This is a genomic window from Blautia sp. CAG:237 (genome assembly GCF_000436615.1).
In the GTDB taxonomy this organism is placed as follows: Bacteria; Bacillota; Clostridia; order Lachnospirales; family Lachnospiraceae; genus Blautia_A; species Blautia_A intestinihominis.
Genome location: NZ_FR886745.1, coordinates 57,566 through 83,646, shown reverse-complemented (window position 1 = coordinate 83,646; position 26,081 = coordinate 57,566). Strand labels below are relative to the sequence as shown.

At 46.4% G+C, this 26,081-nt stretch carries 20 protein-coding genes and 1 pseudogene; 4 read left to right on the top strand and 17 right to left on the bottom strand.

The features are described 5' to 3' along the window. Positions 1-271 precede the first annotated feature (271 nt). Together QZL69_RS09490 and QZL69_RS09485 are read left to right on the top strand one after the other, a co-directional pair. Entirely contained in the window at positions 272-1,090 is an 819-nt protein-coding gene (locus tag QZL69_RS09490; protein ID WP_022214978.1) for a histidinol-phosphatase HisJ family protein, read from the top strand. 55 nt (positions 1,091-1,145) lie between these two features. Further along, positions 1,146-3,473, top strand: a complete 2,328-nt coding sequence (locus QZL69_RS09485) for an alpha-amylase family glycosyl hydrolase (RefSeq protein WP_022214977.1) — start codon at positions 1,146-1,148, stop codon at positions 3,471-3,473. Positions 3,474-3,602: 129 nt separating this feature from the next. Here the strand turns inward: QZL69_RS09485 and QZL69_RS09480 are convergent, their stop codons facing one another. The 4 genes from QZL69_RS09480 to QZL69_RS09465 all read right to left on the bottom strand — a co-directional run bounded on the left by QZL69_RS09480 (position 3,603) and on the right by QZL69_RS09465 (position 8,284). Beyond that, entirely contained in the window at positions 3,603-6,029 is a 2,427-nt protein-coding gene (locus QZL69_RS09480) for a cation-translocating P-type ATPase (RefSeq protein ID WP_022214976.1), read from the bottom strand. A gap of 110 nt (positions 6,030-6,139) precedes the next feature. Then, positions 6,140-6,580, bottom strand: a complete 441-nt coding sequence (nifU, locus tag QZL69_RS09475) for a Fe-S cluster assembly scaffold protein NifU (RefSeq protein WP_022214975.1) — start codon at positions 6,578-6,580, stop codon at positions 6,140-6,142. Positions 6,581-6,629: 49 nt separating this feature from the next. After that, positions 6,630-7,814: a cysteine desulfurase NifS gene (gene nifS, locus QZL69_RS09470; RefSeq protein ID WP_022214974.1), complete on the bottom strand. Its 1,185-nt coding sequence runs from the start codon at positions 7,812-7,814 to the stop codon at positions 6,630-6,632. Positions 7,815-7,849: 35 nt separating this feature from the next. Further along, a complete protein-coding gene (locus QZL69_RS09465; RefSeq protein ID WP_022214973.1) occupies positions 7,850-8,284 on the bottom strand; it encodes an RrF2 family transcriptional regulator in 435 nt (144 codons plus the stop codon). Between the two features lie 126 nt (positions 8,285-8,410). On the opposite strand from QZL69_RS09465, the gene QZL69_RS09460 reads away from it, so the two are divergent. Then, positions 8,411-9,748: a polysaccharide biosynthesis protein gene (locus tag QZL69_RS09460; protein WP_022214972.1), complete on the top strand. Its 1,338-nt coding sequence runs from the start codon at positions 8,411-8,413 to the stop codon at positions 9,746-9,748. Between the two features lie 204 nt (positions 9,749-9,952). Beyond that, positions 9,953-10,993: pseudogene (locus QZL69_RS09455) on the top strand (3-deoxy-7-phosphoheptulonate synthase); the annotation flags it as partial. A gap of 133 nt (positions 10,994-11,126) precedes the next feature. On the opposite strand, the gene xerD reads toward QZL69_RS09455, so the two are convergent. From xerD to dxs, 13 genes are all read right to left on the bottom strand, one after another. Beyond that, a complete protein-coding gene (gene xerD, locus QZL69_RS09450) occupies positions 11,127-12,011 on the bottom strand; it encodes a site-specific tyrosine recombinase XerD (RefSeq protein ID WP_022214970.1) in 885 nt (294 codons plus the stop codon). 231 nt (positions 12,012-12,242) lie between these two features. Then, positions 12,243-12,836 (bottom strand): stage II sporulation protein M, encoded by a 594-nt coding sequence (locus tag QZL69_RS09445; RefSeq protein WP_022214969.1) that lies wholly within the window; start codon positions 12,834-12,836, stop codon positions 12,243-12,245. A 111-nt stretch (positions 12,837-12,947) separates the two neighbouring features. Beyond that, the gene (gene rny, locus QZL69_RS09440) at positions 12,948-14,507 is read right to left on the bottom strand and encodes a ribonuclease Y (RefSeq protein ID WP_022214968.1); all 1,560 of its coding nucleotides are present in this window, start codon (positions 14,505-14,507) and stop codon (positions 12,948-12,950) included. 117 nt (positions 14,508-14,624) lie between these two features. Then, positions 14,625-15,125, bottom strand: coding sequence for a regulatory protein RecX (locus QZL69_RS09435; RefSeq protein ID WP_022214967.1), 501 nt, complete (start codon positions 15,123-15,125; stop codon positions 14,625-14,627). A gap of 8 nt (positions 15,126-15,133) precedes the next feature. Further along, the gene (gene recA, locus QZL69_RS09430; protein WP_022214966.1) at positions 15,134-16,195 is read right to left on the bottom strand and encodes a recombinase RecA; all 1,062 of its coding nucleotides are present in this window, start codon (positions 16,193-16,195) and stop codon (positions 15,134-15,136) included. Between the two features lie 277 nt (positions 16,196-16,472). Beyond that, on the bottom strand, positions 16,473-17,921 hold the full coding sequence (gene glgA, locus QZL69_RS09425) for a glycogen synthase GlgA (protein WP_022214965.1): 1,449 nt from the start codon (positions 17,919-17,921) through the stop codon (positions 16,473-16,475). Between the two features lie 94 nt (positions 17,922-18,015). After that, complete coding sequence (spo0A, locus tag QZL69_RS09420) at positions 18,016-18,825, bottom strand: sporulation transcription factor Spo0A (protein ID WP_022214964.1); 810 nt, start codon at positions 18,823-18,825, stop codon at positions 18,016-18,018. Positions 18,826-19,031: 206 nt separating this feature from the next. Further along, a complete protein-coding gene (spoIVB, locus tag QZL69_RS09415) occupies positions 19,032-20,258 on the bottom strand; it encodes a SpoIVB peptidase (RefSeq protein ID WP_022214963.1) in 1,227 nt (408 codons plus the stop codon). A 103-nt stretch (positions 20,259-20,361) separates the two neighbouring features. Next, on the bottom strand, positions 20,362-22,053 hold the full coding sequence (recN, locus tag QZL69_RS09410) for a DNA repair protein RecN (RefSeq protein WP_022214962.1): 1,692 nt from the start codon (positions 22,051-22,053) through the stop codon (positions 20,362-20,364). Further along, positions 22,047-22,502, bottom strand: a complete 456-nt coding sequence (gene argR, locus QZL69_RS09405) for an arginine repressor (protein ID WP_022214961.1) — start codon at positions 22,500-22,502, stop codon at positions 22,047-22,049. Before argR ends, recN begins: the two co-directional genes overlap by 7 nt. Before the next feature lie 18 nt (positions 22,503-22,520). Then, on the bottom strand, positions 22,521-23,381 hold the full coding sequence (locus QZL69_RS09400) for an NAD(+)/NADH kinase (protein ID WP_022214960.1): 861 nt from the start codon (positions 23,379-23,381) through the stop codon (positions 22,521-22,523). A gap of 25 nt (positions 23,382-23,406) precedes the next feature. After that, positions 23,407-24,216 (bottom strand): TlyA family RNA methyltransferase, encoded by an 810-nt coding sequence (locus QZL69_RS09395; protein WP_022214959.1) that lies wholly within the window; start codon positions 24,214-24,216, stop codon positions 23,407-23,409. Then, on the bottom strand, positions 24,213-26,075 hold the full coding sequence (gene dxs, locus QZL69_RS09390; RefSeq protein ID WP_022214958.1) for a 1-deoxy-D-xylulose-5-phosphate synthase: 1,863 nt from the start codon (positions 26,073-26,075) through the stop codon (positions 24,213-24,215). The genes QZL69_RS09395 and dxs overlap by 4 nt, the downstream gene beginning before the upstream one ends. Positions 26,076-26,081 lie beyond the last annotated feature (6 nt).

Below are 26,081 nucleotides of genomic sequence, written 5' to 3'. Positions count from 1 at the left end.
ATCTGACGGAAAGCCAGACGACCGATACGGCCAAATCCATTAATTGCAACTTTTACTGCCATGATAAATTCCTCCTATGAATTAAATGGTTGATTATGGCGTTTGTTAAAGAAACGTCAACCTATTGCATATTGTATCGAATCTCGTACAAAAATTCAAGTGCATTTTAAAAAAAACATGATAAAAAATGTGTAAAATAGAAATGAAAGCGTAGCACGAAGCATTTTCTCATGCTATAATAGGTGCAGTTCATGTAAAGGAGGACAGAAAAATGTCAAATCAAATCTTATGGGACTGTCATATGCACTCTTCTTTTTCTGCAGATTCTGACACTCCTATGGAAGATATGATCCAGGACGCGATCCGACGGGGACTTCATGGTGTATGCTTTACCGAGCATCTTGACCCGGATTACCCGCCGACTCCGGATAATGAAACTTTTGAACTGGATCTGTCTGCCTATCAGGAAAACCTTTTCATGCTTCGGGACAAGTATCAGTCGAAACTGGATGTCCGTTTCGGGATCGAGCTTGGGCTTCAGCCGCATCTGGAACATTCTTTTAAGGAACTTCTGGAATCGGTTCCTTTTGATTTCGTGATCGGCTCTTCTCATGTCGTCCATGGTCAGGATCCTTATTACAGGGAATTCTTCAAAGGGCGTAAGGAATCGGAATGTTATATGGAATATTTTGAGTCCATTCTTGAGAATCTGGCTGTATTTTCGGAAATGGATGTTTACGGGCATATCGACTATGTGGTACGATATGCTCCCAACCAGAACCGCGAATACTCTTACGGACGCTATCAGGACATTCTTGATGAGATCCTGCGGACGATCATTTCCAAGGGCTGCGGAATCGAGCTGAACACCGGAGGGTTCCATTACGGGCTTGGCGAGCCGAACCCCTGCCGTGCAGTCATCCGACGCTACCGACAGCTTGGTGGGGAGATCATCACGATCGGTGCCGATGCACATGGTCCGGACAAGATCGCCTATGCATTTGATAAAGCGGCAGATATTCTTGCCGACTGCGGTTTTACATATTATACTGTCTTTAAAGACCGTAAGCCGGAATTTATAAAACTGTGATTTTATGATTCGGGCTTTATAATATAAGAAAGAACAAACAGGGAGGAAATAAATCATGGCAAAAAAACGCCTTCAGAAAAAACGTGAAGCAACCAAGACTGCTGCTTCCAAAAGTACAGCACCTGTGAAAGAAGCTGTAAAAGTAGAGGCTGAAACGGCGAAAGTGGAAACTAAGAAAGTGGAGCCAGCAAAAGTAGAAACTGCAAAGGTTGAACCGGTTAAGGTCGAAACAAAAAAAGTCGAGCCAGTCAAAGTCGAGACTACTAAGACTGAGCCGGTTAAGGTCGAAACCAAGAAGGTTGATGCAGTCAAAGTAGAAACTTCCAAGACTGAGCCTGTTAAGGTGGAAACCAAGAAAGTTGAACCAGTCAAAGTTGAGACCACCAAGACAGAACCTTTGAAAGTGGAAACTGCCAAAACAGAATCCGTCAAAATCGAGTCCCACAAAGAGGACACTGCCAAAGTAGAAACTTCCAAGACAGAAGCTCCTAAAGTTTCTGCCAAAGAAGCGGCTGCCAAGATTCCTGCAAGAGATGACGATGCGATCTACTGCGAGCGTCTTTCCAGACATCTTGACGAGCTGAAATGGCTCTACTGTGAACTGTATCAGGACAATCCGTATGTTACCATGCATCTCAATGATCTGCTTACTGTACTCAAGAAATTTTATGATATGAGAAGCAATGACCTCAAAGAATCCGATATCCGCCGTGCAAAGGACCCGAAATGGTACAAGCGCAACGACCTTACCGGAATGATGATGTATGTCAATGCTTTTGCCGGTACTCTCTCCGGTCTGGAAAAGAAACTGGACTATGTACAGGAATGCAATGTAAATTACCTGCATCTGATGCCACTTCTTGAGTCTCCTAAAGGACGCAGCGATGGCGGATATGCTGTAGCTGATTTCCGCAAGGTACAGGAAGAACTCGGAAACATGGATAATTTCGCACACCTGACTTCTGAATGCCACAAACGTGGAATCAGTGTATGCCTCGACTTTGTTATGAACCACACTTCTGAGGATCATGAATGGGCAAAACGTGCACGCGCCGGTGAAAAAGAATATCAGGACCGCTACTTCTTCTTTGACAGCTACGATATTCCGTCTCTGTATGAGCAGACCTGCCCGCAGGTATTCCCGACTACTGCACCTGGAAACTTCACATGGCTGGATGATATCCACAAACATGTCATGACCACTTTCTATCCATACCAGTGGGATCTGAACTACAGAAACCCGATCGTTCTCAATGAGATGATCTTTAACATGCTTTACCTTGCAAACCAGGGTGTTGATATCGTTCGTCTTGATGCTGTGCCGTACATCTGGAAACAGCTTGGAACCAACTGCCGTAACCTGCCACAAGTTCACACCATCGTTCGTATGATGCGTATGATCTGCGAGATCGTCTGCCCGGGCGTACTGCTCCTTGGGGAAGTTGTCATGGCTCCTGAAAAAGTCGTTCCATACTTCGGAACTGTAGATAAACCGGAATGCCACCTGCTTTACAATGTAACTACTATGGCAAGCACCTGGCACACTGTTGCAACAAGAGATGTCTCCCTGCTGCGCCGTCAGCTTGATATTGTTGCCGGACTTCCGAGAGATTATGTGTTCCAGAACTATCTCCGCTGCCACGATGATATCGGCTGGGGGCTGGATTATGATTACCTTGAGAACTTCGGAATCCAGGAAGTTCCTCACAAGAAATATCTGAACGATTTCCTTACAGGAAAATATCCGGATTCTTTCGCAAGAGGCGAGTTGTACAATGACGACCCGCGTCTTGGTGATGCAAGACTCTGCGGTACTACTGCTTCTCTCTGCGGTATTGAACGTTTCGGATTTGAAGGAAATGAAGAAGGTGTTGACCGTGCGATCCGTTATGACATCACACTGCATGCATTCATGCTTTCACAGTCCGGTATTCCGGTCATCTACAGTGGTGATGAAATCGGACAGCTCAACGACTATTCCTACAAAGATGATCCTGACAAGGCAGCTGATTCCCGTTACCTCCACAGAGGAAACTTCAACTGGGATCTCGCAGAAAACCGTCATCGTCCGGGAACTGTCCAGAACAAACTCTTCCCTGTTCTCGATAAACTGGAACACCTTCGTATGGAGCACAGCGTATTCAACAGCGATGTACCGTTCCGCACGATCGATACCTGGGATGATGCGATCCTTGCTATTGTCCGCGAAAATGATGAAGAGAAATTCATCGGTATCTATAACTTCAGCGAATTTGACAAGGTTGCATGGATCAACGAAGACGACGGCATGTACACCGACCTGATCTCCGGCCGCGAACTCGAAGCCAAAGGAGTGCAGATCCCTGCATTCGGATGCTTCTGGCTGTGCAGACGGAAGAAATAAAGCTTTAAATATTTCATAAAGAATAAACATGGCAGTTTTGTGGATTTAAACTCATCTGCAAAACTGCCTTTTTATATACAAAAAACAGCATCATAGCTTCACGCTACAATGCTGCATTCTTAATTCTCGTTATTTCTTTTTTCTGCTGAGTTTATTCACAAAGCTTGTAAACTTGCCCGGATTTTCTTTGTCCAGTGATTTCGCGTAGACGCCTTTGATCCAGCTTGTGATCACGTCGATCAGAAGCGGTGCGAAGGTCATCAGGATGAATACCAGAATGATCATTCCAAAGTCCAGGGAGCCAAGTCCAAGAAGCTTCTGGAAGATGACTGCCGCGCTGAAGAAGATGAACTGCATGCCGTAGATGATGACCTTACGGTAAGTGTTCAGCGGTGCGTAGACAGTCTTTAATGCTGCCATGTAGTTCCATCCCGTTACCAGCACACACGCCGTACTCAGCATGTCATTGGAATGGTAAACGTTCTGACAGACAAGCATGACTGCGAATACACAGGATGTAATGGTAAGTGCTGCCGGGAACGCATTCAGGAACACATGTCTCAGGAAGGTGTGATCAATCTTGTCGTAATTGTTTTCCTGGGCAAGAAGGAATGTCGGGATTCCGACTGCACAGGCACTGATCAGTGACATCTGGATCGGCTCAAATGGATAAGCGTTTCCAAAGAAAATGGTCAGCAGCGACAGCATAACGGAAAACATCGTCTTGATCAGGAACATGGATGCTGCTGTACGGATGTTGTTTACGACTCTTCGTCCCTGATTTACAATGTGGGGCATGGATGCAAAGTTTGAATCCAGAAGCACCACATTTGCAATGTTCTTTGCGGCATCGCTGCCCTGTGCCATTGCAATACTGCAATCGGCTTCTTTGAGGGCAAGAACGTCGTTGACACCATCACCGGTCATCGCTACGGTATGGCCCTGTTTCTGGAGAGCCTGTACCATTTCTTTCTTCTGCTGCGGTGTTACACGTCCAAAAACGCTGTATTTCGCAACAGCTTCCTCAAGCTGTTCTTCTGTTTCCAGTGTTGTCGCATCTACGTAGTTCTCGGCATTCTTGAGCCCTGCACGTTTCGCGATTGCGGAAACTGTGACAGGATCATCACCGGAGATCACCTTGAGGTCAACCTCCTGGCTGTCAAAGAACTGTAACGTATCCGGTGCTTCTTCTCGGATGACATCTGTCAGAAGGAGAAGTGCAGCCGGTTCAAGGTTCTCTGGAAGTTCTGTTCCCTCTGCCATCTGCGTGCTGTGCGCCAGCACCAGGACACGAAGTCCTTCTTCGGCATAGTTCTGACAGACATCCAGGATATCTTCTCTTCCCTCCGGGAACAGGAACTGTGCCGCTCCCATCAGGTATGTTCCGTTGTCTTCAAATACGGCTCCGCTGTATTTCCTGTCGGACGAAAATGGAATGATATGTTCCAGTGTCATGGAAGACTTCGCCGGGAAACGTTTACGCAGAGCGTCGATCGTCGCATTCTGATCATTGAGAACGTACATGAGGTTTGCCATCATGTTCTCGATCTCGTGAAGATCTGGCTCATCCTCATCTTCTGTCGGAATTTCATCAGTATCTTTATTCTCGGAAGCTTCACTCCATGGTTCCACGCGCTCCACGCACATGGTTCCTTCTGTGATGGTTCCTGTCTTGTCCAGACAGAGTGTATCAACTCTTGCCAGAGTCTCAATACAGTATAACTCCTGTACAAGAGTCTTCTTATTGGCCAGAACCAGTGCTCCCAGTGTCAATGCCACACTGGTGAGGAGTACCAGACCTTCGGGAATCATTCCCAGAACACCTGCGACCATACTCACAACAGAAGCCTTGAACGTATTTTCTACAATATAGTACTGTTTATAAAACAGCAGTGCGCCCAGCGGAACGATGATGATACTGATCACTTTCAGGATCGCATTCAGGGAATTCTTAAGTTCTGAGTTATGACGCTTGAATTCCTTCGCTTCGCTGGTGATCTGTGCTGCATAGTTATCCTTGCCAACATGAATGATCTGACAGCAGGCTTCTCCTGATGTCACGAAGCTTCCGGAAAAAAGCTCATCACCCACGTTCTTTGGAAGGTTGTCGGATTCACCGGTCAGGAGAGATTCATTGACCTCTACACTGCCCTCCAGCACCTTCGCATCCGCCGGAACCTGATCTCCGGTCTTGAGACAGACCAGATCATCAAGTACCAGGTCTTCGGTAGGAACGGTCCATTTCTTTCCTTCCCGGATGACGATGGATTTCTTCGCTGTCAGGATAGCCAGCTTGTCAATCGTCTTTTTCGCACGGATCTCCTGTGCGATTCCGATCAGAGTATTGATGATGATGATCCCTACAAAAAACGCGTTCTTGTAAGAGCCAACCATCAGTACCAGGATAAGGAGCACCAGATTCAGGAAGTTGAAGAAAGTCAGGGTGTTTTCTCTGACGATCTGCTTGTAAGTCCTGGTATTCGGATTCTCGTCCGCATTGACCTTACCCTGCTCGATCCGTTCATTTACCTGTTCGTCTGTAAGTCCTGTCAACATTTCACCTCACAATTTACTGATCACTTTGTTCACAGTCAATTTCCTGCAAACAGTGATTTCTATTTTACCGTCGATGTTTCGATGTTTCTCCCCTCACAGCCGCTTTTTAATTAATATTCTTCTTCCTCTTCGCCTTCGCTGATGTCTGACTTCGGTTTGTCCAGTCCTTCGATCACGATGTTATGTTTCTGTGCGTAGTCCCACAGAGCTGCATGGATTGCTTCTTCTGCAAGAAGGGAGCAGTGTACTTTGACCGGCGGAAGTCCGTCAAGTGCTTCCATAACGGCTTTGTTTGTGATCTGCATTGCTTCTTCGATCGTTTTTCCCTTAACCATCTCTGTTGCCATGCTGCTTGTTGCAACTGCTGCACCACAGCCGAATGTTTTGAATTTACATTCTTTGATGATATGTGTTTCGTCATCAATGTCAAGGAACATTCTCATGATATCACCGCATTTTGCGTTACCAACTGTTCCTACACCGCTTGCGTCCTCAATTTCTCCTACATTCCTTGGATGCTGAAAATGATCCATAACTTTTTCACTGTACATAATATTTATTCCTCCTGTTTTCGTCTTTTATCCGATTATTGTCTTATTATTACTGCTGATGTTTTTTCATGAAATCTTCATACAGAGGAGACATGCTTCTCAGATATGGCACGATTTCTTTCAGTTTGTCTACTGTGAAGTCAATGTCTTCCTTAGTTGTCTCTTCACTTAAGGTAAGTCTCAGAGAACCATGAGCAACTTCATGAGGCACGCCGATAGCAAGAAGTACATGGGACGGATCCAGGGAACCTGATGTGCAGGCAGATCCGCTTGATGCACAGATGCCGTTCTGGTCGAGCATCAGAAGCATGGATTCTCCCTCGATGAACTGGAAGCTTACGTTTACGTTGTTCGGAAGACGTTTCACTCTGTCACCGTTCAGTCTGGAGTATGGGATCTCTGTTGTAAGACGGTTAATCAAATAATCTCTCAGTTCGATCTCCTTCTCTGTACGCTCTTTCATGTTTTTCATTGCACGCTCTGCTGCTGCGCCGTATCCTACGATTCCAGGAACATTTTCTGTACCTGCACGACGTTTACGCTCCTGTGCGCCGCCATGTACGAAGGATCTGATCTTAACGCCCTTACGGATGTAGAGGAAACCGATTCCCTTCGGTCCGTTGATCTTGTGTCCGCTGGAGCTTAACATATCGATGTTGCATTCATCTACATCGATCGGAACCTGACAGAATGCCTGAACTGCATCTGTGTGGAACAGGATGCCGTGTTCTTTGGCGATACGTCCGATTTCTTTGATCGGCTGGATGGAACCGATCTCGTTGTTTGCAAACATAACGGAGATCAGAATGGTCTCTGGTGTGATCGCTTTCTCCAGTTCATCAAGGCGCACGATACCGTTCTCATCTACATCGAGGTATGTGATCTTTGCGCCTCTTTTTTCGAGGTATTCACATGTATGAAGGATCGCATGATGCTCGATCTTGGTTGTGATGATGTGGTTTCCTTTGGATTTGTATGCTTCAAAAGTAGCTTTGAGTGCCCAGTTGTCAGCCTCGCTTCCACCTGCTGTGAAGTAGATTTCTTCTTTCTTTGCGTTCAGAACATCTGCGATCTGCTGTCTTCCTTTGGTCACTGCTTCTTTGCTTTTCTGTGCAAAATCATAGATGCTTGACGGGTTTCCGTAGTATTCTGTAAAATATGGCAGCATTGCCTCAACAACTTCCGGAGCAGTCTTTGTTGTAGCTGCGTTGTCCAGATAGATTAATTTACTCATGTTTTTTTCCTCCTGCTTAAAAATAAAAATGAATTTTACATTTTTTCTTTTTGTTTTTTCCGGCTTTCCTCGATCAACTGATCCAGCATCATGGTGTCTACCGCCTGTGTGATACTGTCGTTGATTCGTTTCCACACATATTTCGTGACGCAGATATCATGGTTCTCACAGGCACTCTCATCTTCCATCCCGGAACACTGTGCCGCTTCCAGGCTTCCTTCTAGAACCCTCAGGACATCTCCCACGGAAATCTCCTCTGCCGGTCGACCCAGACGATAACCGCCGCCCGCACCTCTGGTGCTCTCTACCAGACCTGCTTTCTTGAGCTTCGCCATGAGCTGTTCCAGATAACTGTCTGAAATATTCTGTCGGCCTGCAATGCTCTGAATGGAGACGGCTTCTGTTTCACAATGCAGACCCAGGTCGATCAGTGCTTTAAGACCGTATCTTGCTCTTGTTGACAGTTTCATCCACTCACCTCTTTAATTCCTAGTGTTTTCGTCGGATTTATTTCAAGACTTACTTTAACAGAATACATTTGTTCTGTCAAGGAGGTTTCGTGCATATACTGACAAAAAAAGCACCAGGTGCTTTCTATGTCAAAAAAAGCTTTTTTTAAGGGGACTTTTCTTCTCACATGCGCCGGTCTTTTGAGCCGCGTGATCGGCTTTTTTTATAGGATATTCCTGTCTCATGCGATTGGTGCAGAGGGGATCGGCCTGTTCCAGCTTGCCATTCCGCTTCAGACACTTCTGCTTGCCGTCACTTCCTCTGGAATACAGACCGCCCTTTCACGGCTGGTCGCCGCTCATCTCGCAACAGGTGAGGACAAAAAAGCCCGGGACTTTTTCTGTCTGGGGACTTTTTTTGCCTTTGCACTTTCCTGTGCAGCCTCTGCCCTGCTTTATCTGCGGGCAGATTTTTTTGCTGTGCAGATCTTAAAGGAAGCACGCACGGAGGAACTTGTTCGGATCCTTTCTTTCAGTATTCCCTTTGCCACGCTCCATTCCTGCACCAACAGTTATTATTTTGCCCGTAAAAAAACGGAATTTCCTTCCGGATTACAGCTTATTGAGCAGATCGTACGCGTCGGTTCTTCGTATCTTCTGTATCTTGTCTGTATTTCTGAAGGTACGCCTGTGACTGCCATGATCGCTGCTGGCGGCACACTGGTCTCGGAACTCGTTGTAGCTGTTCTGGCGCTGCTTATGATCTCTCTGCATTTTCAGAAATATGCGCATAAAATTTTTCACATTGAACTGCCTTTTGCCTGTCTGAAGGAAATCTGCCGGACTGCTTTCCCTGTGACGCTAAACCGCCTGCTGCTTTCTGTACTCGCCGGTATCGAGGTCGTTCTGATCCCACAGCGACTTCGGATGTATGGGCTTTCCGTTTCGGAATCACTCAGTATCTACGGGATTTTTACAGGACTGGCGCTTCCGTGCATTCTTTTTCCGGCTACGATCACAAACTCTGCTTCCATGATGCTCATGCCTTCTGTTGCAGAGATGCAGGCGCTTGGATATCGGAAACGTATACGGTATGTTACCTGGCAGACGATCCGTGCAAGCCTTTTGCTTGGATTTCTGTGCGCGTTTGGTTTTTACTGCATCGGTCCGTTTATGGGGACAGTATTGTTTCACAGTCCGACTGCCGGGACTTACATACAGACGCTTTCTTTCGTCTGCCCGTTTCTTTATCTGAACACAACGCTTACGAGTATCCTGCATGGGCTTGGTCAGACAGGACGAAGTCTTGTACACAGTACTCTGGGGATCCTTGTCCGGATCCTTTTTGTAGTATTCGCGATTCCGCTTGCCGGAATCCGCGGTTATCTATATGGAATCCTTTTCAGCGAGATTCTTTCCAGCAGCCTTCATATTTATGCACTTATGCATAATTCTATTGCATTACCTATCGACAAGAAGTTTTGAATCGTTTATAATAGTTAATTGACAACTGTTCAGTAGGTAGTATCCCGCGAGGCGTTTTGGCATGTTTTTTGCCAAAATCCCGAGACATGCAAGGCAAAATGCCATCACCGAAGGTGATTTGGAATGCATTTTGACTCGTAACTGTGAGGGTACTGAACAGTTACGTTAGTTGTATACAAAAGCGTTGCGTTAAAACGCAAAAGGGAGGAAAACATGGGATTCAATTTTATTAAGAAATTACCTACACCTGCTGAAATCCGCAATCAGTATCCCATTGATGCTAAAATACAGGCATTAAAAGAAAAACGTGATCAGGAGATCCGTGATGTCTTTACAGGCAAATCAGATAAATTTCTCGCAATCATCGGTCCATGCTCTGCTGACAATGAAGATGCTGTCTGTGACTATCTTCTGCGTCTCCGCAAGGTCCAGGAAAAGATCGAAGACAAAGTTCTGATCATTCCACGGGTTTACACCAATAAACCGCGTACTACCGGTGAGGGATACAAGGGTATGGTCCATCAGCCGGACCCGGAGAAAGCTCCTGACATGCTCGCAGGACTGGTTGCTATCCGCAAAATGCATATTCATGCAATCCAGGAAAGTGGATTTACCTGCGCAGATGAGATGCTCTATCCGGAGAACTACCGTTATCTCTCCGACATCCTTTCCTACGTTGCAGTAGGTGCACGTTCTGTTGAGGATCAGCAGCATCGTCTGACTGTCAGCGGTATGGATATCCCTGCCGGAATGAAAAATCCTACCAGCGGTGATTTCAGTGTTATGATAAATTCTGTTGTTGCAGCTCAGGCTTCTCATCGTTTCATCTACCGAAGCTGGGAGGTGGAGACAGATGGAAATCCTCTCGCACATACAATTCTGCGTGGTGCGGTCAATAAACATGGTGAGGCAATGCCAAACTATCATTATGAGGATCTTCGTCTTCTTCTTGAAAAATATCAGGAAAAAGATCTCAAGAACCCGGCAGTGATCGTGGATACCAACCACTCCAACTCCAACAAGCAGTACGACCAGCAGGTTCGTATCGCCAAGGAAGTTCTGCACAGCCGCAATGTTGATCCGGAACTTCATAAACTTGTCAAGGGTCTGATGATCGAGAGCTATATCGAGCCAGGCAACCAGAAGATCGGCGGCGACCATATTTATGGAAAATCCATCACTGACCCGTGTCTTGGATGGGATGAGTCTGAAAAACTGCTTTATACGATTGCTGAACTTTGCTAAGTATTGTTATTGTTCTGATCAGAAGCAGTAACTTTTGAAATAGTAATTTATGATGCAAAAACCCCGCAGTACAGAACCGTGATATTCTGTACTGCGGGGTTCTTATTTCATTGCTTTGTTGTCTATTTTAATTTCAGTGTCTCGGATGTGCCTTCATATAGACATCGCGCATTTTTGCCACATTCATCCCAAGATAGATCTGCGTGGATGAAATATCGGAATGACCGAGCATTTCCTGCACGCTCTTGATGTCTGCTCCATTCTGAAGCATATGTACTGCAAAGGAATGCCGGAGTGTATGTGGCGTGATATCACGGTAAATGCCTGCCGCCTCTGCATATCCCTTGAGGACTTTCCAGAATCCCTGACGGCTCATGGATCTGCCGGAACAGTTGGTGAACAGGGATTTCTCATTCTTGTTCTTGACGAAATAATCCCGTCCGTGCTCCATATATTCTGCAAGTGCTCTCTTGCTGACGTTTCCAATCGGGATGATCCTCTCCTTATCCGTATCATGACAGATAACATACCCAAACTGCAGATTCAGATCGGACACCTGCAGATGGATCAGTTCACTTACACGCATGCCTGTCGCATAGAGAAGTTCCAGCATCGCACTGTCGCGAAGTCCCTTCGCTGTATTGATATTTGGCTGCTTCAGGAGACGGTCCACTTCCTGAACGGATAAGATCTCCGGCATCTTCTTCTCTACCTTGGGCGGTTTCAGTTCTTCGGACGGATCTGCTGTAACCCTGCTTTCCTTGAAAAGATACTGAAAAAGTGCACGGATGGACGCAATATTCCTGGAAATCGTGGAAGATGCCAGATTCTCAGCCTTAAGTTCGCTTAAGTAGCCCTTGAGATCCAGACTTGTCACTTCTGCGAAATCATGAATATTCTGTCCGTCCAGATAACGGATCAGTTTCTTTAAATCCCTCTGATATGAAATTTCTGTATTATTTGATGTATTCTTTGTCGTATGTAAATACGCAATAAATTCCGCGAGTGTTCTTTCCATTTCTTTTATTTCCTGCCTAACCCTGTACCATGTCTGTCCAACAGGAGTATAATCCTGTCGATTCTTGTTATATATCTGATGTACCATGATTATACTTGCTATTTTACATAAAATCAAACCATTTTTTCGCGAAATTTAACGTAAAATCAATGTTTTTGACGGTTTATACAAAATATCGTTCCGATTATGGTAAACCATACTATATATTGTATTTTTGAAAATATTAATTTTTTATAACACTTTTTTTACCAGCCATTCCAGGATAAATGGATTGCAGTATGCTTCTGTTATCATCCCTCCCAGATACAGGATACCGCACAGAAAAACACGTAAAAAGTACCTGGAGACGCCCCCGGTAAGCATTCCCCTGTTCTTCCAGATCCTCATTGACTGTTCATAACTCTGCCTGTAAAGATAAAAAATACACGGAATATACAACAGATACTGTGGAAACAAAAGTCCCACACCGACCATCCCTCCCTGAAATCCAAACTGCAGAACAGACATGGTAAGCAGAAGCCCTATTTTAATTCCAAGATACATACTGCCTGCGACAGCAAACGGTACTCCAAAAACAGAGATTCCACAGGCTGCCCCGAGGAGATAAACACTTCCTCTCATCCCCAGCACTTGCAGAAAGTACTCCACTCCTGCTTCACTTCCTGCTGCAAAACTCCTGAGAAGGTACATTGCAGAGATCGTCTTCTGATGCCATTCCATCTTCCACGCGATATCCGGCAGGATCATCCCAATAAGGAAGCCTGCCATAAACAGGATCTGCACCGGGCATCCTGTATTCCTGTGCCAGTTCGGAATTTTTTTCATAGCTTCACCCTGTACCAGTCTACGGATCCCGGACAGGAATTAGAACAAAAAAAAGAGTGCGACACTTTATGTATCACACTCTTTGTAAGTATTTCTATAATCCAGAATTGATTACTTCGCGTAATCTACAGCTCTGCTCTCTCGGATGACATTTACCTTAATCTGTCCTGGATATTCCAGTTCAGCTTCAATCTGTTTGGCAATGTCTCTTGCCAGCAGAACCATATCTGCGTCTGTCACGTGTTCCGGTACTACCATAACACGGATTTCTCTGCCCGCCTGTATAGCAAAGGACTTGTCTACACCCTTGAATTCGTTGGTGATATCTTCCAACTGTTTCAAACGGTTTGTGTAGGTCTCAAGTGTCTCTCTTCTTGCGCCCGGTCTTGCTGCTGAAATTGCATCGGCAGCCTGAACGATACATGCGATAAGAGATTCCGGTTCAACATCTCCATGATGTGATGCAACTGTATTGATAACAATCGGAGATTCTTTGTATTTCTTACAAAGATCCACACCAATCTGGATATGAGAGCCCTCAACTTCATGGTCAATAGATTTACCAATATCATGAAGCAGTCCGGCACGCTTCGCCATACGTACGTCTACACCGATCTCTCCTGCAAGAATTCCGGAAAGCTGTGCTACTTCGATAGAATGCTTCAGTGCATTCTGTCCATAGCTTGAACGGAATTTCATGCGTCCAAGGAGTTTGAGAAGTTCCGGATGGATACCATGAACGCCAACATCCATTGCTGCGTTCTCACCATCCTCACGGATCTGTGCTTCTACTTCTCTCTGTGCTTTCTCTACCATCTCTTCGATTCTTGCCGGATGGATACGTCCATCAACGATCAGTTTCTCCAGAGCAACTCTGGCGATCTCACGGCGTATCGGATCAAAGGCAGATAAAACAACTGCTTCCGGAGTATCGTCAATGATAAGATCTACACCGGTCAGTGTTTCAAGGGTACGGATGTTACGTCCCTCACGTCCGATGATTCTTCCCTTCATTTCATCACTTGGAAGCTGTACTACTGAAATTGTGGTTTCAGCCACATGATCTACTGCACATTTCTGAATGGCATTGACCACGTATTCCTTAGCCTTTTTGTCTGCTTCGTCTTTTGCCTTGTGTTCTAATTCCTTGTAGAGTCTGGCTACGTCTACCTTGACATCATCTTCTACACTTCTGAGCAACTCGTCTTTTGCCTGGTCGGAGGTCAGACCGGAAATTCTTTCCAGTTCCTGTACTCCTTTTTGTTCAAGTTCTTCTACTTTCTTTTCTCGTTTTTGTAACTCAGCAATCTTTGCTGTGCACTCAGCCTCACGCTTCTCAACTACATCAGCTTTCTTATCAACGGATTCCTCCTTTGATAATACACGCCTTTCGTATTTTTGCAGTTCGTTTCTACGTTCCTTGGTTTCCTTCTCCAGTTCGTTTTTCGTTCTGAGAGATTCTTCCTTTACTTCCAATAATGCTTCTCGCTTTTTTGTTTCAGCAGCTTTTAAAGCTTCATCTATGATGCTTCTTGCTCTGTCTTCTGCTGTGCCAACAATTTCAGCGTCCTTCTGAGTTTTATTGTTAACAGCAACCTTGCAAGTAACAGGAACCGCAATAAGCAGTGCGACCACTACAGCGACAATTGCAACAATAATTGTGCTTGCCACAGGAGCACCTCCTTATTTAGTTTTCATTGTACAAATACAGGTACCGTCCATGCTGTGAACAGTAACCAAATACAACAATACAAGTTTAGCGGTTTTTAGGAATTATGTCAAGTTTTTCTATCCATTTGTTTGAATATTTTTACATAATGTAATGTGCAGTTCTTCCAGTGCAGAGGTGATCTCACCCTGCCTGAATCCTCTCCTTGCAAAGTATCCCAGAAGACGGCGCATCTGCCGTTCATCAATTTCTGTATCCGGCGGATATTTCTTCTCGATCTGGCTCAGAAGAAGTGCGTGTTCGTCAGGGGCTTCAAGTTCCTCTGCTTCCTCCCAGGCAGACTGGATCGTCTGTCTGTCCACCCCCTTCTGCTGAAGTTCCTGAAAAATCTTCTGGCGGCTCTTGTCATGTATCCGGTACATGATGTAATTGAATGCATACCTCTCATCATTAATATAGCCAAACTCTCTCACATAGGAGACGGCATCCTCTGCTGCTTCCTCCGAAAAACCAGCCTGGCGGAGACGGTCTGTAAGTCCCCGCTCCGTCCTGTCCATATGCTCCAGAAGACGGAGGGCCTTCCTGCGTGCCTGCTGCTGTTCCTGATAATAGTCTGTCATGGTACTGCTTATTCTTCCTCAGTCTCAGCCGATGCTGCTGCCTTGTCTGCTTCCTTAGCGGCATTCTCTTCCTCCGGGAGCAGGTGGTACTGGATCCTTACCTGCTTCTCGATCTCATCGCAGATCTCCGGATGATCCTTAAGATAGATCTTGACATTCTCACGTCCCTGACCGATCCGCTCACCGTTGTAAGAGTACCATGCGCCGCTCTTATTGACTACGTTGCACTCTGCTGCAAGATCCAGGATCTCACCCTCTCTGGAGATACCTGTACCAAACATGATATCAAATTCTGCCTGCTTGAATGGCGGTGCAACCTTGTTCTTGACTACCTTGACCTTGGTATGGTTGCCGACCATCTCACCGCCCTGCTTGAGAGTCTCAGTCCTTCTGACATCCATACGGACAGATGCATAGAACTTAAGAGCACGTCCACCTGTGGTGGTCTCCGGGTTACCAAACATAACACCGACCTTCTCACGAAGCTGGTTGATAAAGATGACCACGCAGTTGGATCTGCTGATCGCAGCTGTGAGCTTCCTGAGTGCCTGCGACATCAGTCGTGCATGAAGACCTACATGGCTGTCTCCCATGTCTCCCTCGATCTCAGCCTTCGGAACAAGGGCTGCAACAGAGTCAACGATCACGATGTCCACGGCTCCGGAACGTACCATGGTCTCTGTGATCTCAAGTGCCTGCTCGCCGTTATCCGGCTGGGAAATATAAAGGTTATCAATATCTACACCGATATTCTTGGCATAGACCGGATCAAGTGCATGCTCTGCATCAATGAATCCTGCGATCCCGCCGCGCTTCTGAACCTCTGCAACCATGTGAAGTGCAACGGTTGTCTTACCACTGGATTCCGGTCCGTAGATCTCGACGATACGTCCCTTCGGAACGCCGCCTACACCGAGTGCGATATCCAATCCAAGAGATCCTGTCGGAATCGCCTCTACCTGCATATGTGCACTGGAATCTCCCAGTTTCATTACCGAGCCCTTGCCATACTGCTTCTCGATATGTCCAAGTGCCGCCTCCAGTGCCTTCTGTTTCTCTTCGTTTATCATACCTGTGGATCTCCTTTTTTCTAAATTTCAACTCACTACCTCATGCATAGGTAGACAAAAGATTATTCAAAATAGAATCTGATTATGAAAATATGGTTCATGCGAACTTATGTTTCGCAAACCTATGTTCGTTTTTCTTCTTATATGCTATTATAAATCCCCTCCGATGTCAAGGAAAACTTTTCGCCAAAATCTCTGTTTTTTCGATTCCGGAAAGAAAAAGGGGATACCGTTTTATCTGGTATCCCCCGAAAAATCCTGTTTATTCAGATACGATTTATTTGTCTCCGATCAGCCAGTTGTACATTTCTTCATACTGTTTTGCTGAATGATTCCATGAGAAGTCTGCTGCCATCGCACGGTCGACCATCTTGTTCCACTCGCGCTTGTTGTCGTAGAAGACACGCTCTGCATTACGTACAGTTGCAAGCATCTCATGTGCATTGTAGTTTGTGAAGCTGAATCCTGTTCCTGTTCCTTCGAACTCGTTGTACGGCTCTACAGTATCCTTAAGTCCACCTGTCTCACGAACGATCGGAAGTGTTCCATAGCGAAGGCTCATGAGCTGGCTGAGACCGCATGGCTCGAACAGTGACGGCATAAGGAATGCATCGGAAGCCGCATAGATACGATGGGACAGCGGCTCATCATAGTAGATCTGTGCAGATACCTTGCCGTGATATTTCCAGTCGAAGTGACGGAACATATTCTCATAACGCTCTTCACCTGTTCCAAGAACAACGATCTGCACTGCATCCTGGCAGAGTTCATCCATCACATAGGCGATCAGGTCAAAGCCCTTCTGGTCTGTCAGACGGGAAACGATACCAATGAGCATTGCATTCGGATCCTCATTGAGTCCGAGATCACGCTGGAGCTGGATCTTGTTTTTGACTTTTTCTTTGCGGAAGTTCTTTGCGTTGTATTTCTGGGTGATACAGGCATCTGTCTCCGGATTGAATACATCGTAATCAATTCCATTAACGATACCACGGAGATCATGAGATCTCGCACAGAGAAGTCCATCCAGACGCTCTCCATAGAATGGTGTCTTGATCTCCTCTGCATAAGTGTTACTTACTGTTGTTACTGCATCTGCAAAGACGATACCGCCCTTTAAGAAGTTTGCATCCTTGTAAGCCTCCAGCTTGTCCGGTGCAAAATAGTAATCGGAAAGTCCTGTGATTCCCCGAACGGTCTTGACATCCCATACACCCTGGAATTTGAGGTTATGGATCGTCATAACAGTCTTGATGCCCCAGAAGAATTCATTCTGCTGGAAAGAGTCATGCAGATAAACCGGTACAAGACCTGTCTGCCAGTCATGACAGTGGATCACATCCGGACGGAAGTTGATGACCGGAAGCACAGAGAGGACTGCTTTGGAGAAGAATGCAAATTTCTCCAGATCCCAAGGTGCGCTGTCGTATGGTTTCGGTCCACTGAAGTAGTATTCATTGTCAATGAAGTAGAACTGGATTCCATCATACTCCATATGCATGATTCCTACATAACAGTTCTTATATCCCAGATCCATATAAAAATGGGTGATATATTCCATTTTGTCTTTCCATTCCTGCTTCATGCAGGCGTATTTCGGCAGAATAACTCGCACATCAAAGTAACGCTTGTCAAAGCATTTCGGAAGTGCTCCTGCTACATCGGCAAGTCCTCCTGTCTTTATAAACGGCACTGCCTCTGATGTTGCAAATAAAATATTTTTCATCTGTGATTGCCCTCCTTGCTTCCATTTCTATAAAAGCTGTACAGATATCTCAGTCCTGAAACGGCTTTTTTGTTTATTATACCCTAAAAAGTACTTATTGGAAAGAGCGATTTTTATATTCCAGACGAATTTTGTCCGCAATCAGGGCAATGAACTCAGAATTTGTCGGTTTACCCTTGCCCGTACTTACTGTATAGCCAAACAGAGCATCTATCGTATCCATCTTGCCGCGGCTCCACGCCACCTCGATCGCATGGCGGATCGCACGTTCGACACGGCTTGGCGTTGTCTGGTGTTTCTTGGCGATCGTCGGATAGAGGACTTTGGTGATCGAATTGAGCATTTCGATGTCATTTACTGCCAGGATGATCGCATCTCTTAAGTACTGATAACCTTTGATATGTGCCGGAACACCGATCTCATGGATAATATTTGTGACATCTGTCTCCAGGTTTCTTGTTCCGTATGCGCCCGGTTCTTCTCTCACAACACTCGGACGGACATTTTCGCGGATCCTGCGGTCGCTTCTTCGTCTCAGGTTCTTAATGCGGTTCAGAAGGACCTGATTGTCAAAAGGCTTCAGCATATAATATTCTGCGCCAAGGCTGAAAGCGTCCTCTGTGATCCGTTCCTGTCCAACCGCTGATACGACGATAAACGCCGGCGTTTTCTTGAGCATATGATCGTGCTGACAGTTTTCCATGACAGTAAGCCCGTCCATCTTCGGCATGATGATGTCAAGAACGACAACATCCGGTTCTCTTTCTTTTATGATATTACAGATTTCTTCTCCGTTGTGTGCTTTACCTACCAGGGTGAGGTCTTTGTCTTCTTCGATCATACGACCAAGTATTTCTACCATTTTTTCGTTATCGTCTGCGATTGCTACATTTAACTTTTCCATGAGGCCCGTTTCCTCCTAACCTTACTGCCACTTATCAAATATTTTATGTGCTGACAGGAAATATTATAGAGTAAATTTCCCTGCGAAATCAAGCCGAAACAGGGAGAAACACTGAACTTTCGTTCACTTTAAATCTACCTGTTTCGACTTTTATGATCACCAGAAATCCTTTATTTTGGTTTTTCAGCGGCATTCTCTGTGACTTTTTATGCGGCTCGTTCCTGCACGTTTTCTTCATTCTCCAGCATAGTCTCCGCAAATATTCCATAGCCGCTTGTAGAATCCTGTACAAATACGTGGGTGACTGCCCCGGCAAATTTCCCGTTCTGGATCACCGGGCTTCCACTCATTCCCTGTACGATCCCTCCTGTTTTTTCAAGCAGATCCGGATCAATCACACGGATCACAAAACTCTTGTTTGTATCCTCGTGGTTGAGGTCGATCTTCACGATCTCCGCATCGTATGCGGACACACTTCCATCCACACAGCATAGGATCTTGGCCGGTCCTGTTTCCAGTTCCTGTTTGTAGGCAACCGTCATCTTTGTCATTGCGATCTTGTCCGCCAAGCCGGTAAATTCACCATAAATGCCATTCTCCGTATTCTTTTGTATCGTCCCGATCACCCTGTCAGGATCATAGCGGATCAGTCCGGCAAGCTCCCCCGGGCTTCCGTTGCTTCCCTTCTGGATCCCAAGGATCTCTGCCTGGTACAGAGCGCCTTTTTCTATCTTGAGGAGATCTCCTGTATCCACATCGCTGATCCCATGTCCCAGTGCACCATAACTGCCGTTTTCATCAACAAAAGTGATCGTCCCTATACCCTGTGTATTATCTCTGACCCAGATTCCAAGTTTATAAGAGCCCTGCATATCTTTTACCGGAGTAAGTGAGAGCGGAATGATCCTGTCATTTCGAAGCACCTCCAGTTCTACACTTTCTCCATTGAGATTCCTGATATCCTCGATCAGATCTTTTTTGGAACGGATGGTCTGTGAGTCAAAAGCTACGATATAGTCTCCTGGTTTTACAACGTCTTTCGCCGGTTCTTCTGTCGTACCTTCTTCAGACAGGATCTCGCCGGTATCAATGATAAGTACGCCGTCTGTTTCCATGTAAATGCCCGCGGTGCTTCCGCTGACATAAACCGATGGGCTGACGGACGGTGTGACCTTGATCTCTTTGAACGGAATCACTCCGAGAATGCTGCATTTCAGCGTATAACTGCCCTCGCCGGAAACGGAGACTGAATCCTCAAAGGTCAGAAGCGGATGCTCCAGAACCTTTTGAACCTGACTTTCCTGGTCTTCTTCGACATGGAGTTCATCCGGAATCCTCCGGTCCAGATAACGATACCCAAGGCACAGCATTGCAATGAGATCAAGCCCCAGACACCAGAGGATCAGCTTTCTGTACCGTTTTTTTGTATTCACTCTGTCACATCCTTTCTTTTGTGATTATTTCTGCATCAAAAAGCAATAAAAAAGAGAAGAGATCTCTTTCGGATCTTCCTCTCTTATTATGCTGTGATTCGTTTTATTTGAGTCTTGTATTTTTATGTACCTGTGCCAATTCTTTCATTTCTTTTGCATTCTGGTACACAGCCTGTGTGATCTCTGCACCGCCGAGAAGTCTCGCGAGTTCCTGGATGGAATCCTCACCTTCAAGCGGATGGATCTCCGTGATCGTCTCCGTACCCCTCTGGTGCTTCTCTATCTCAAAATGCGTGTCCGCCATCGCAGCGATCTGTGGCAGATGTGTGATGCAGAGTACCTGATGATGTCTTCCTATGACAGACATCTTCTCTGAAACCTTCTGTGCTGTCCTTCCGCTGATACCAGTGTCGATCTCGTCAAAGATCAGTGTCTCGATCTGGTCTCTGTCTGCAAGGATCGCCTTGATCGCCAGCATGATCCTGGAAAGCTCACCACCGGATACGATTCTTCCAAGCGGTTTCACAGACTCTCCCGGGTTTGTCGAAATTTCGTATTCAATGTCGTCAAATCCGCCTGCTGTATATTCTTCTTTGCGTTTAAAATCAATCCTGAACTGCACGTCCAGGAAATTGAGATCTTTGAGACCTTCGATGATCTTGTCGGTAAGTGTCTTACTGTATTTTTGCCTGATCTCTGAAAGTGCATACGAAACTTCTTCAAGTTTTTTCTGGGATTTCGAAAGATTTTCTCTAGCTTCCTGGAAAAGTTCCTCATATCTGTCAAAATCTGACAGTTTCTGCTTCTGGCGTTCACCATATTTCTGGATCTCTTCTATGCTCTGACCGTATTTTGCCTTGAGATTATTAATAAGATCCAGACGCTTCTCTGTCTCAAAAAAAGTCTCATCATCAAAATTCAGATCCTCCACATAGGAAGAAAGCTCTCTGTTGAAATCATTCAGAAGGCTGTCCACTTCCTGAAGAGTCCCTGACATGGATTCCAGCTGGCTGTCGAATTCTGTCACTCTGGTCAGTTCTCTCACTGCCATTCCGACAGAGTCCCCTGCCCCCTGTGCGGAATCATATCCGGTCAGGTCACGGACACTCTGGAGTGTCTCGAGGATCTTCTTGCCATTGTTTAATTTACGGTAAAGAGTTTCCAGCTCTTCGTCCTCTCCCGGGCGAAGCTGTGCTGTCTCGATCTCGTTGATCTCAAATTCCAGGAAAGCTCTCTCCCTGTTTCTCTGTTCCTCATCTGTATCGAGTTTCTTAAGTTCCTGCATGCATTTGCGGTATGCTCTGTATGCCTCCTGGACTTTGTCCCTTGCAGGATAGATCTCGTCCTTGCCGTATGCATCCAGGATCTCAAGCTGCTTGTCCTGGTACAGAAGAGACTGGTGCTCATGCTGTCCGTGGATATCAAGAAGGCAGGAAGCTGCCGCCTTCATCTGGCTTACCGTGCAGGTTTCGCCGTTGATCTTGTTGATGCTCCTGCCGTCCATCAGTTTACGTGTTAGAAGGATCTGTCCGTCCTCCAGTTCTACTCCAAGTTCCCCAAGAGCTTCCTCTGCACGCGGATTCTCCACCTGGAACAGTAATTCTACAAGTGCATAGGATGCTCCTGCCCGGATCATATCCCGGGTGCTTCTGCCGCCCAGGATCAGCTGCATCGAACCAAGAAGGATCGACTTACCTGCACCTGTCTCACCGGTGAGGATATTCAGCCCCGGACCAAATTCTACTTCAATATCTTCAATCAGTGCGAGATTCTTCACATGAAGATGTACTAACATAATTTCAAGATTCCTTTCAGTTTCCTTGCCGCAGTCTGTGCCTGTTCTCCATCCCGAGCCACGCACATCACAGTGTCATCCCCTGCGATGCTGCCCAGGATCTCTTTCCATTTCAGTGCATCCAGTGCTGCCGCCACCCCCATCGCCATGCCCGGAACCGTCCGGATCACGATCATATTCTGACCTACGTCAATCGATGTGAGTGCATCGTGGAGCACTCTTGTATATTTGTCGCCCAGTTCCGCGGAAGAACCTGAGAGGATCGCATAATGCGATTTCCCGTCTTTTCCTGCGACCTTTGTCATCTTGAGTGCACGGATATCTCTGGAAACGGTAGCCTGAGTTACTTTAAACCCGGCTTCATTGAGCCGTGCTGCCAGTTCCTCCTGTGTGTCTATATCGTACTGACGGATCAGTTCTATTATTTTTTCATGTCTTGCTACCTTCACATCCAACCTCCATTACACTTAACTGTCGCGCATTTTCTGGCGAAGTACTTCAACAAAACTTAAATGATTTAACTTGAGTATTTTTGTGCTTACAGCTGCTTTCTCTATCACAATCCTGTCTCCCGTTACCATCGGGATCACTGTATCTCCATCAAAAGAAGCCACACCGTATTCCTGAACCTGTCGTCTGCCCTCACCGATCTCCACCGTGATCACATCTTCCGCCGGAAAGATAATACTTCTTGTATTCAGCGTATGTGGCGCGATCGGAGTCATCAGTGTCATGGAACCATTCGGTGCCACGATAGGGCCTCCACAGGAAAGGCTGTATCCTGTCGACCCTGTCGGTGTCGAAATGATGATACCATCTGCATTATAGGAATTCAGGTACACATCATTGACATAGTTCTTGAAGCGGACAACTCGAAGATGTCCGTCCCTGCCGATCACGATGTCATTGAGAGCCACATCCCTGCCTATGATCTTACCATCTCTCCAGACAGTTCCCGTAAGCATCATTCTCTCCTCGATCTCGTAATCGTCCTCCATCAGCTTGTCAAGTGCACTGTAAACAGACTGTTTGTCCACTTCTGCAAGAAATCCCAGTGTTCCAAGGTTGACACCAAGCATCGGGATCTCTCTGTGTACAACATCTCTCGCCGCCTGAAGAAGTGTACCGTCACCGCCGAGAACAAGGATACATTCTGTGTCCTCCGGTATCAGTGCAGGATTGGTGTAATGATACGCACCTTCCTGCTTGCGCTCCGCCTGCTGTACCATGCACTTCCTGCCATTTGCCTTCAGATATTCTACGATCTGACCTGTGAATTCAAGGTCTTTGTCCTTGTCACTGTTGGTAATGATATAAAATTTATCCATCCCTCAATTCTGCCTTCCCCGGTCATCAGTCGAGCTGACCGTGCGCTTCCTGCACCACCGCCTCCGGTGATACTTCCAGTGCGGATTCGCAGATCGTGCCTTCCGGTCTTTTCCTGAGATGAAGCAGATATTCGATATTTCCCTCTGGTCCCTTGATCGGAGAGAAAGAAAGATGCTGCGGCTCCAGCGCGATCGACATCGCATAAGCCATGACTTTCTCAATGACCTCGAGATGGACTGCCGGATCACGGACTACGCCCTTCTTGCCGACCTTTTCCCTGCCGGCTTCGAACTGCGGTTTGATCAGACAGACGATCTCTCCATCCTCTGTCAGAAGATTTCTTACCGGAAGCAGGACCTTGGTCAGAGAAATAAAGGAAACATCAATGGAAGAAAACTGCGGTGCTTCCTGAATATCCTCCGGAACCACATAACGGATGTTTGTTTTTTCCATGCAGACAACTCTCGGGTCGTTGCGCAGACCCCAGTCAAGCTGACCATAGCCTACATCGATAGAATATACCTTGACTGCCCCGTTCTGAAGCATGCAGTCGGTAAAACCACCCGTGGAAGCCCCTACGTCCATGCTGACCTTGCCTTCCAGGGAAACGCCGAAATTGTTCATGGCTTTCTCGAGTTTCAGACCGCCGCGGCTTACATATGGAAGTGTGTTTCCACGCACTTCGATCTTTACTGTTTCCTGGAACATGGTTCCTGCTTTGTCTTCTTTCTGTCCGTTTACATATACATCTCCGGACATGATATATGCTTTTGCTTTTTCTCTGGAAGGTGCAAGTGCACGCTCAACCATCAAAAGATCCAGTCTTTTTTTCATTGCTGCTCCTCATATTCCTCTATTGCATCGAGAATGTCCGGTGCTGACAGACCGATCTTTGCCCGCAGGCTTCCGACTTCTCCATGCTCTACAAAACGGTTCCAGATCGCGATCGGAAGAACACGTACTTCCGGATGACAGGCTTCCATATAGGCTGCCACATGTTCGCCGAATCCGCCGTTTTTGACATTTTCTTCTACTGTTACGATTAATTTGTGATCTCTGGAAAGTTCATCCAGAAGCGCAGTATCCAGTGGTTTGACAAATCTTGCATTGACAAACGTCGGCCTTCTGCCACGCTCCTTAAGTTCACGACAGACCTGTTCACAGATCTCAGTCATGCTTCCTACGGAAATGACTGCCAGATCTTCGCCTCTGTACAGGACTTCACTTCTGCCATACTGGATCGGGCTTTCGAATTCTTCAAGCCCCAGATATGCGCCGCCTCTCGGGTAGCGGATCGCAACCGGTCCACTGGCGCAGACTGCAAACTCCAGCATTTTCCTGAGTTCCCATGCATTCTTTGGTGCCATCACGGTCATGTTTGGCATCATCGTGAGATAAGAAAGGTCGAAACATCCCTGATGTGTCTCTCCGTCCGCACCGACAAGACCCGCGCGGTCAATGGCAAAGATCACATGAAGATTCTGCATACAGACATCATGCATCATCTGATCCACTGCTCTCTGCAGGAAGGAAGAATAGATCGCCACAACCGGAATCATCCCGCCAAGTGCCAGTCCTGCTGCAAAAGAAACAGCATGCTCCTCTGCGATTCCCACATCAAACAGTCTGTCAGGATATTTCTTCTCAAATCTGACAAGTCCGGTTCCTTCTTTCATGGCTGCAGTGATGCCGACCAGTCTGTCATGTTCTTCACCGAGATTCACCATCGCATCCGCAAAAACATCCGTATAGGTCGGTCCTTTTTTCTGCGATAATGCTTTCCCTGTTTTGATGTCAAACGGTCCTGTTCCATGGAACTGATCCGGATGCTTCCGTGCCGGTTCGTATCCTCTGCCCTTCTCTGTCAGGACATGAACGATCACTGGTCCCTCAACTCTCTTCGCCTCATTAAAAAGGCGCATCATCTGGCGCATATCGTGTCCGTCCACCGGTCCCAGATATGTGATCCCCATGTTTTCAAAAAGCATTCCCGGGATGATGAGCTGCTTGATGCTGCTCTTGGTCTTGCGCATCGTATCTACCAGTGCAGTTCCGACACGTGGTATCTTCTTGAGATTTTTGGTCACATTGATCTTCATTCCCGTGTAGGATTCCGCTGTCCGGAGTGCACTTAAGTAGGAAGATATCCCGCCTACGTTCTTGGAAATGGACATATTGTTGTCATTCAGGACAATAATGAAATTTGTCTTAAGTTCCGCGGCATTATTTAGTGCCTCATATGCCATTCCGCCGGTAAGCGCACCATCTCCGATCACTGAGACCACACGGTAATTCTGTCCCAGAAGATCCCTTGCCCGCACATATCCCAGACCTGCTGAGATAGAGTTCGAACTGTGTCCTGCATCAAATGCATCACAGTCACTCTCGCTTCGCTTGGGAAAACCACTCATGCCGCCTTCCTTGCGAAGTTTCTTAAAACCCTCTTTCCTTCCGGTAAGGATCTTGTGGGTATATGCCTGATGGCCTACATCCCAGACGATCTTATCCTGCGGAAGTTCCAGTACATTATGGAGTGCCAGTGTCAGTTCCACTGCCCCCAGATTGGATGCCAGATGACCTCCTGTCTGGCTTACAGATTCGATCAGGAACTGACGGATCTCCTCTGCAAGCTGTGGAAAATCTGCTAAAGCTATTTTGTGTATATCATTTGGCTTATTGATCTTTTCCAACATCCTTTG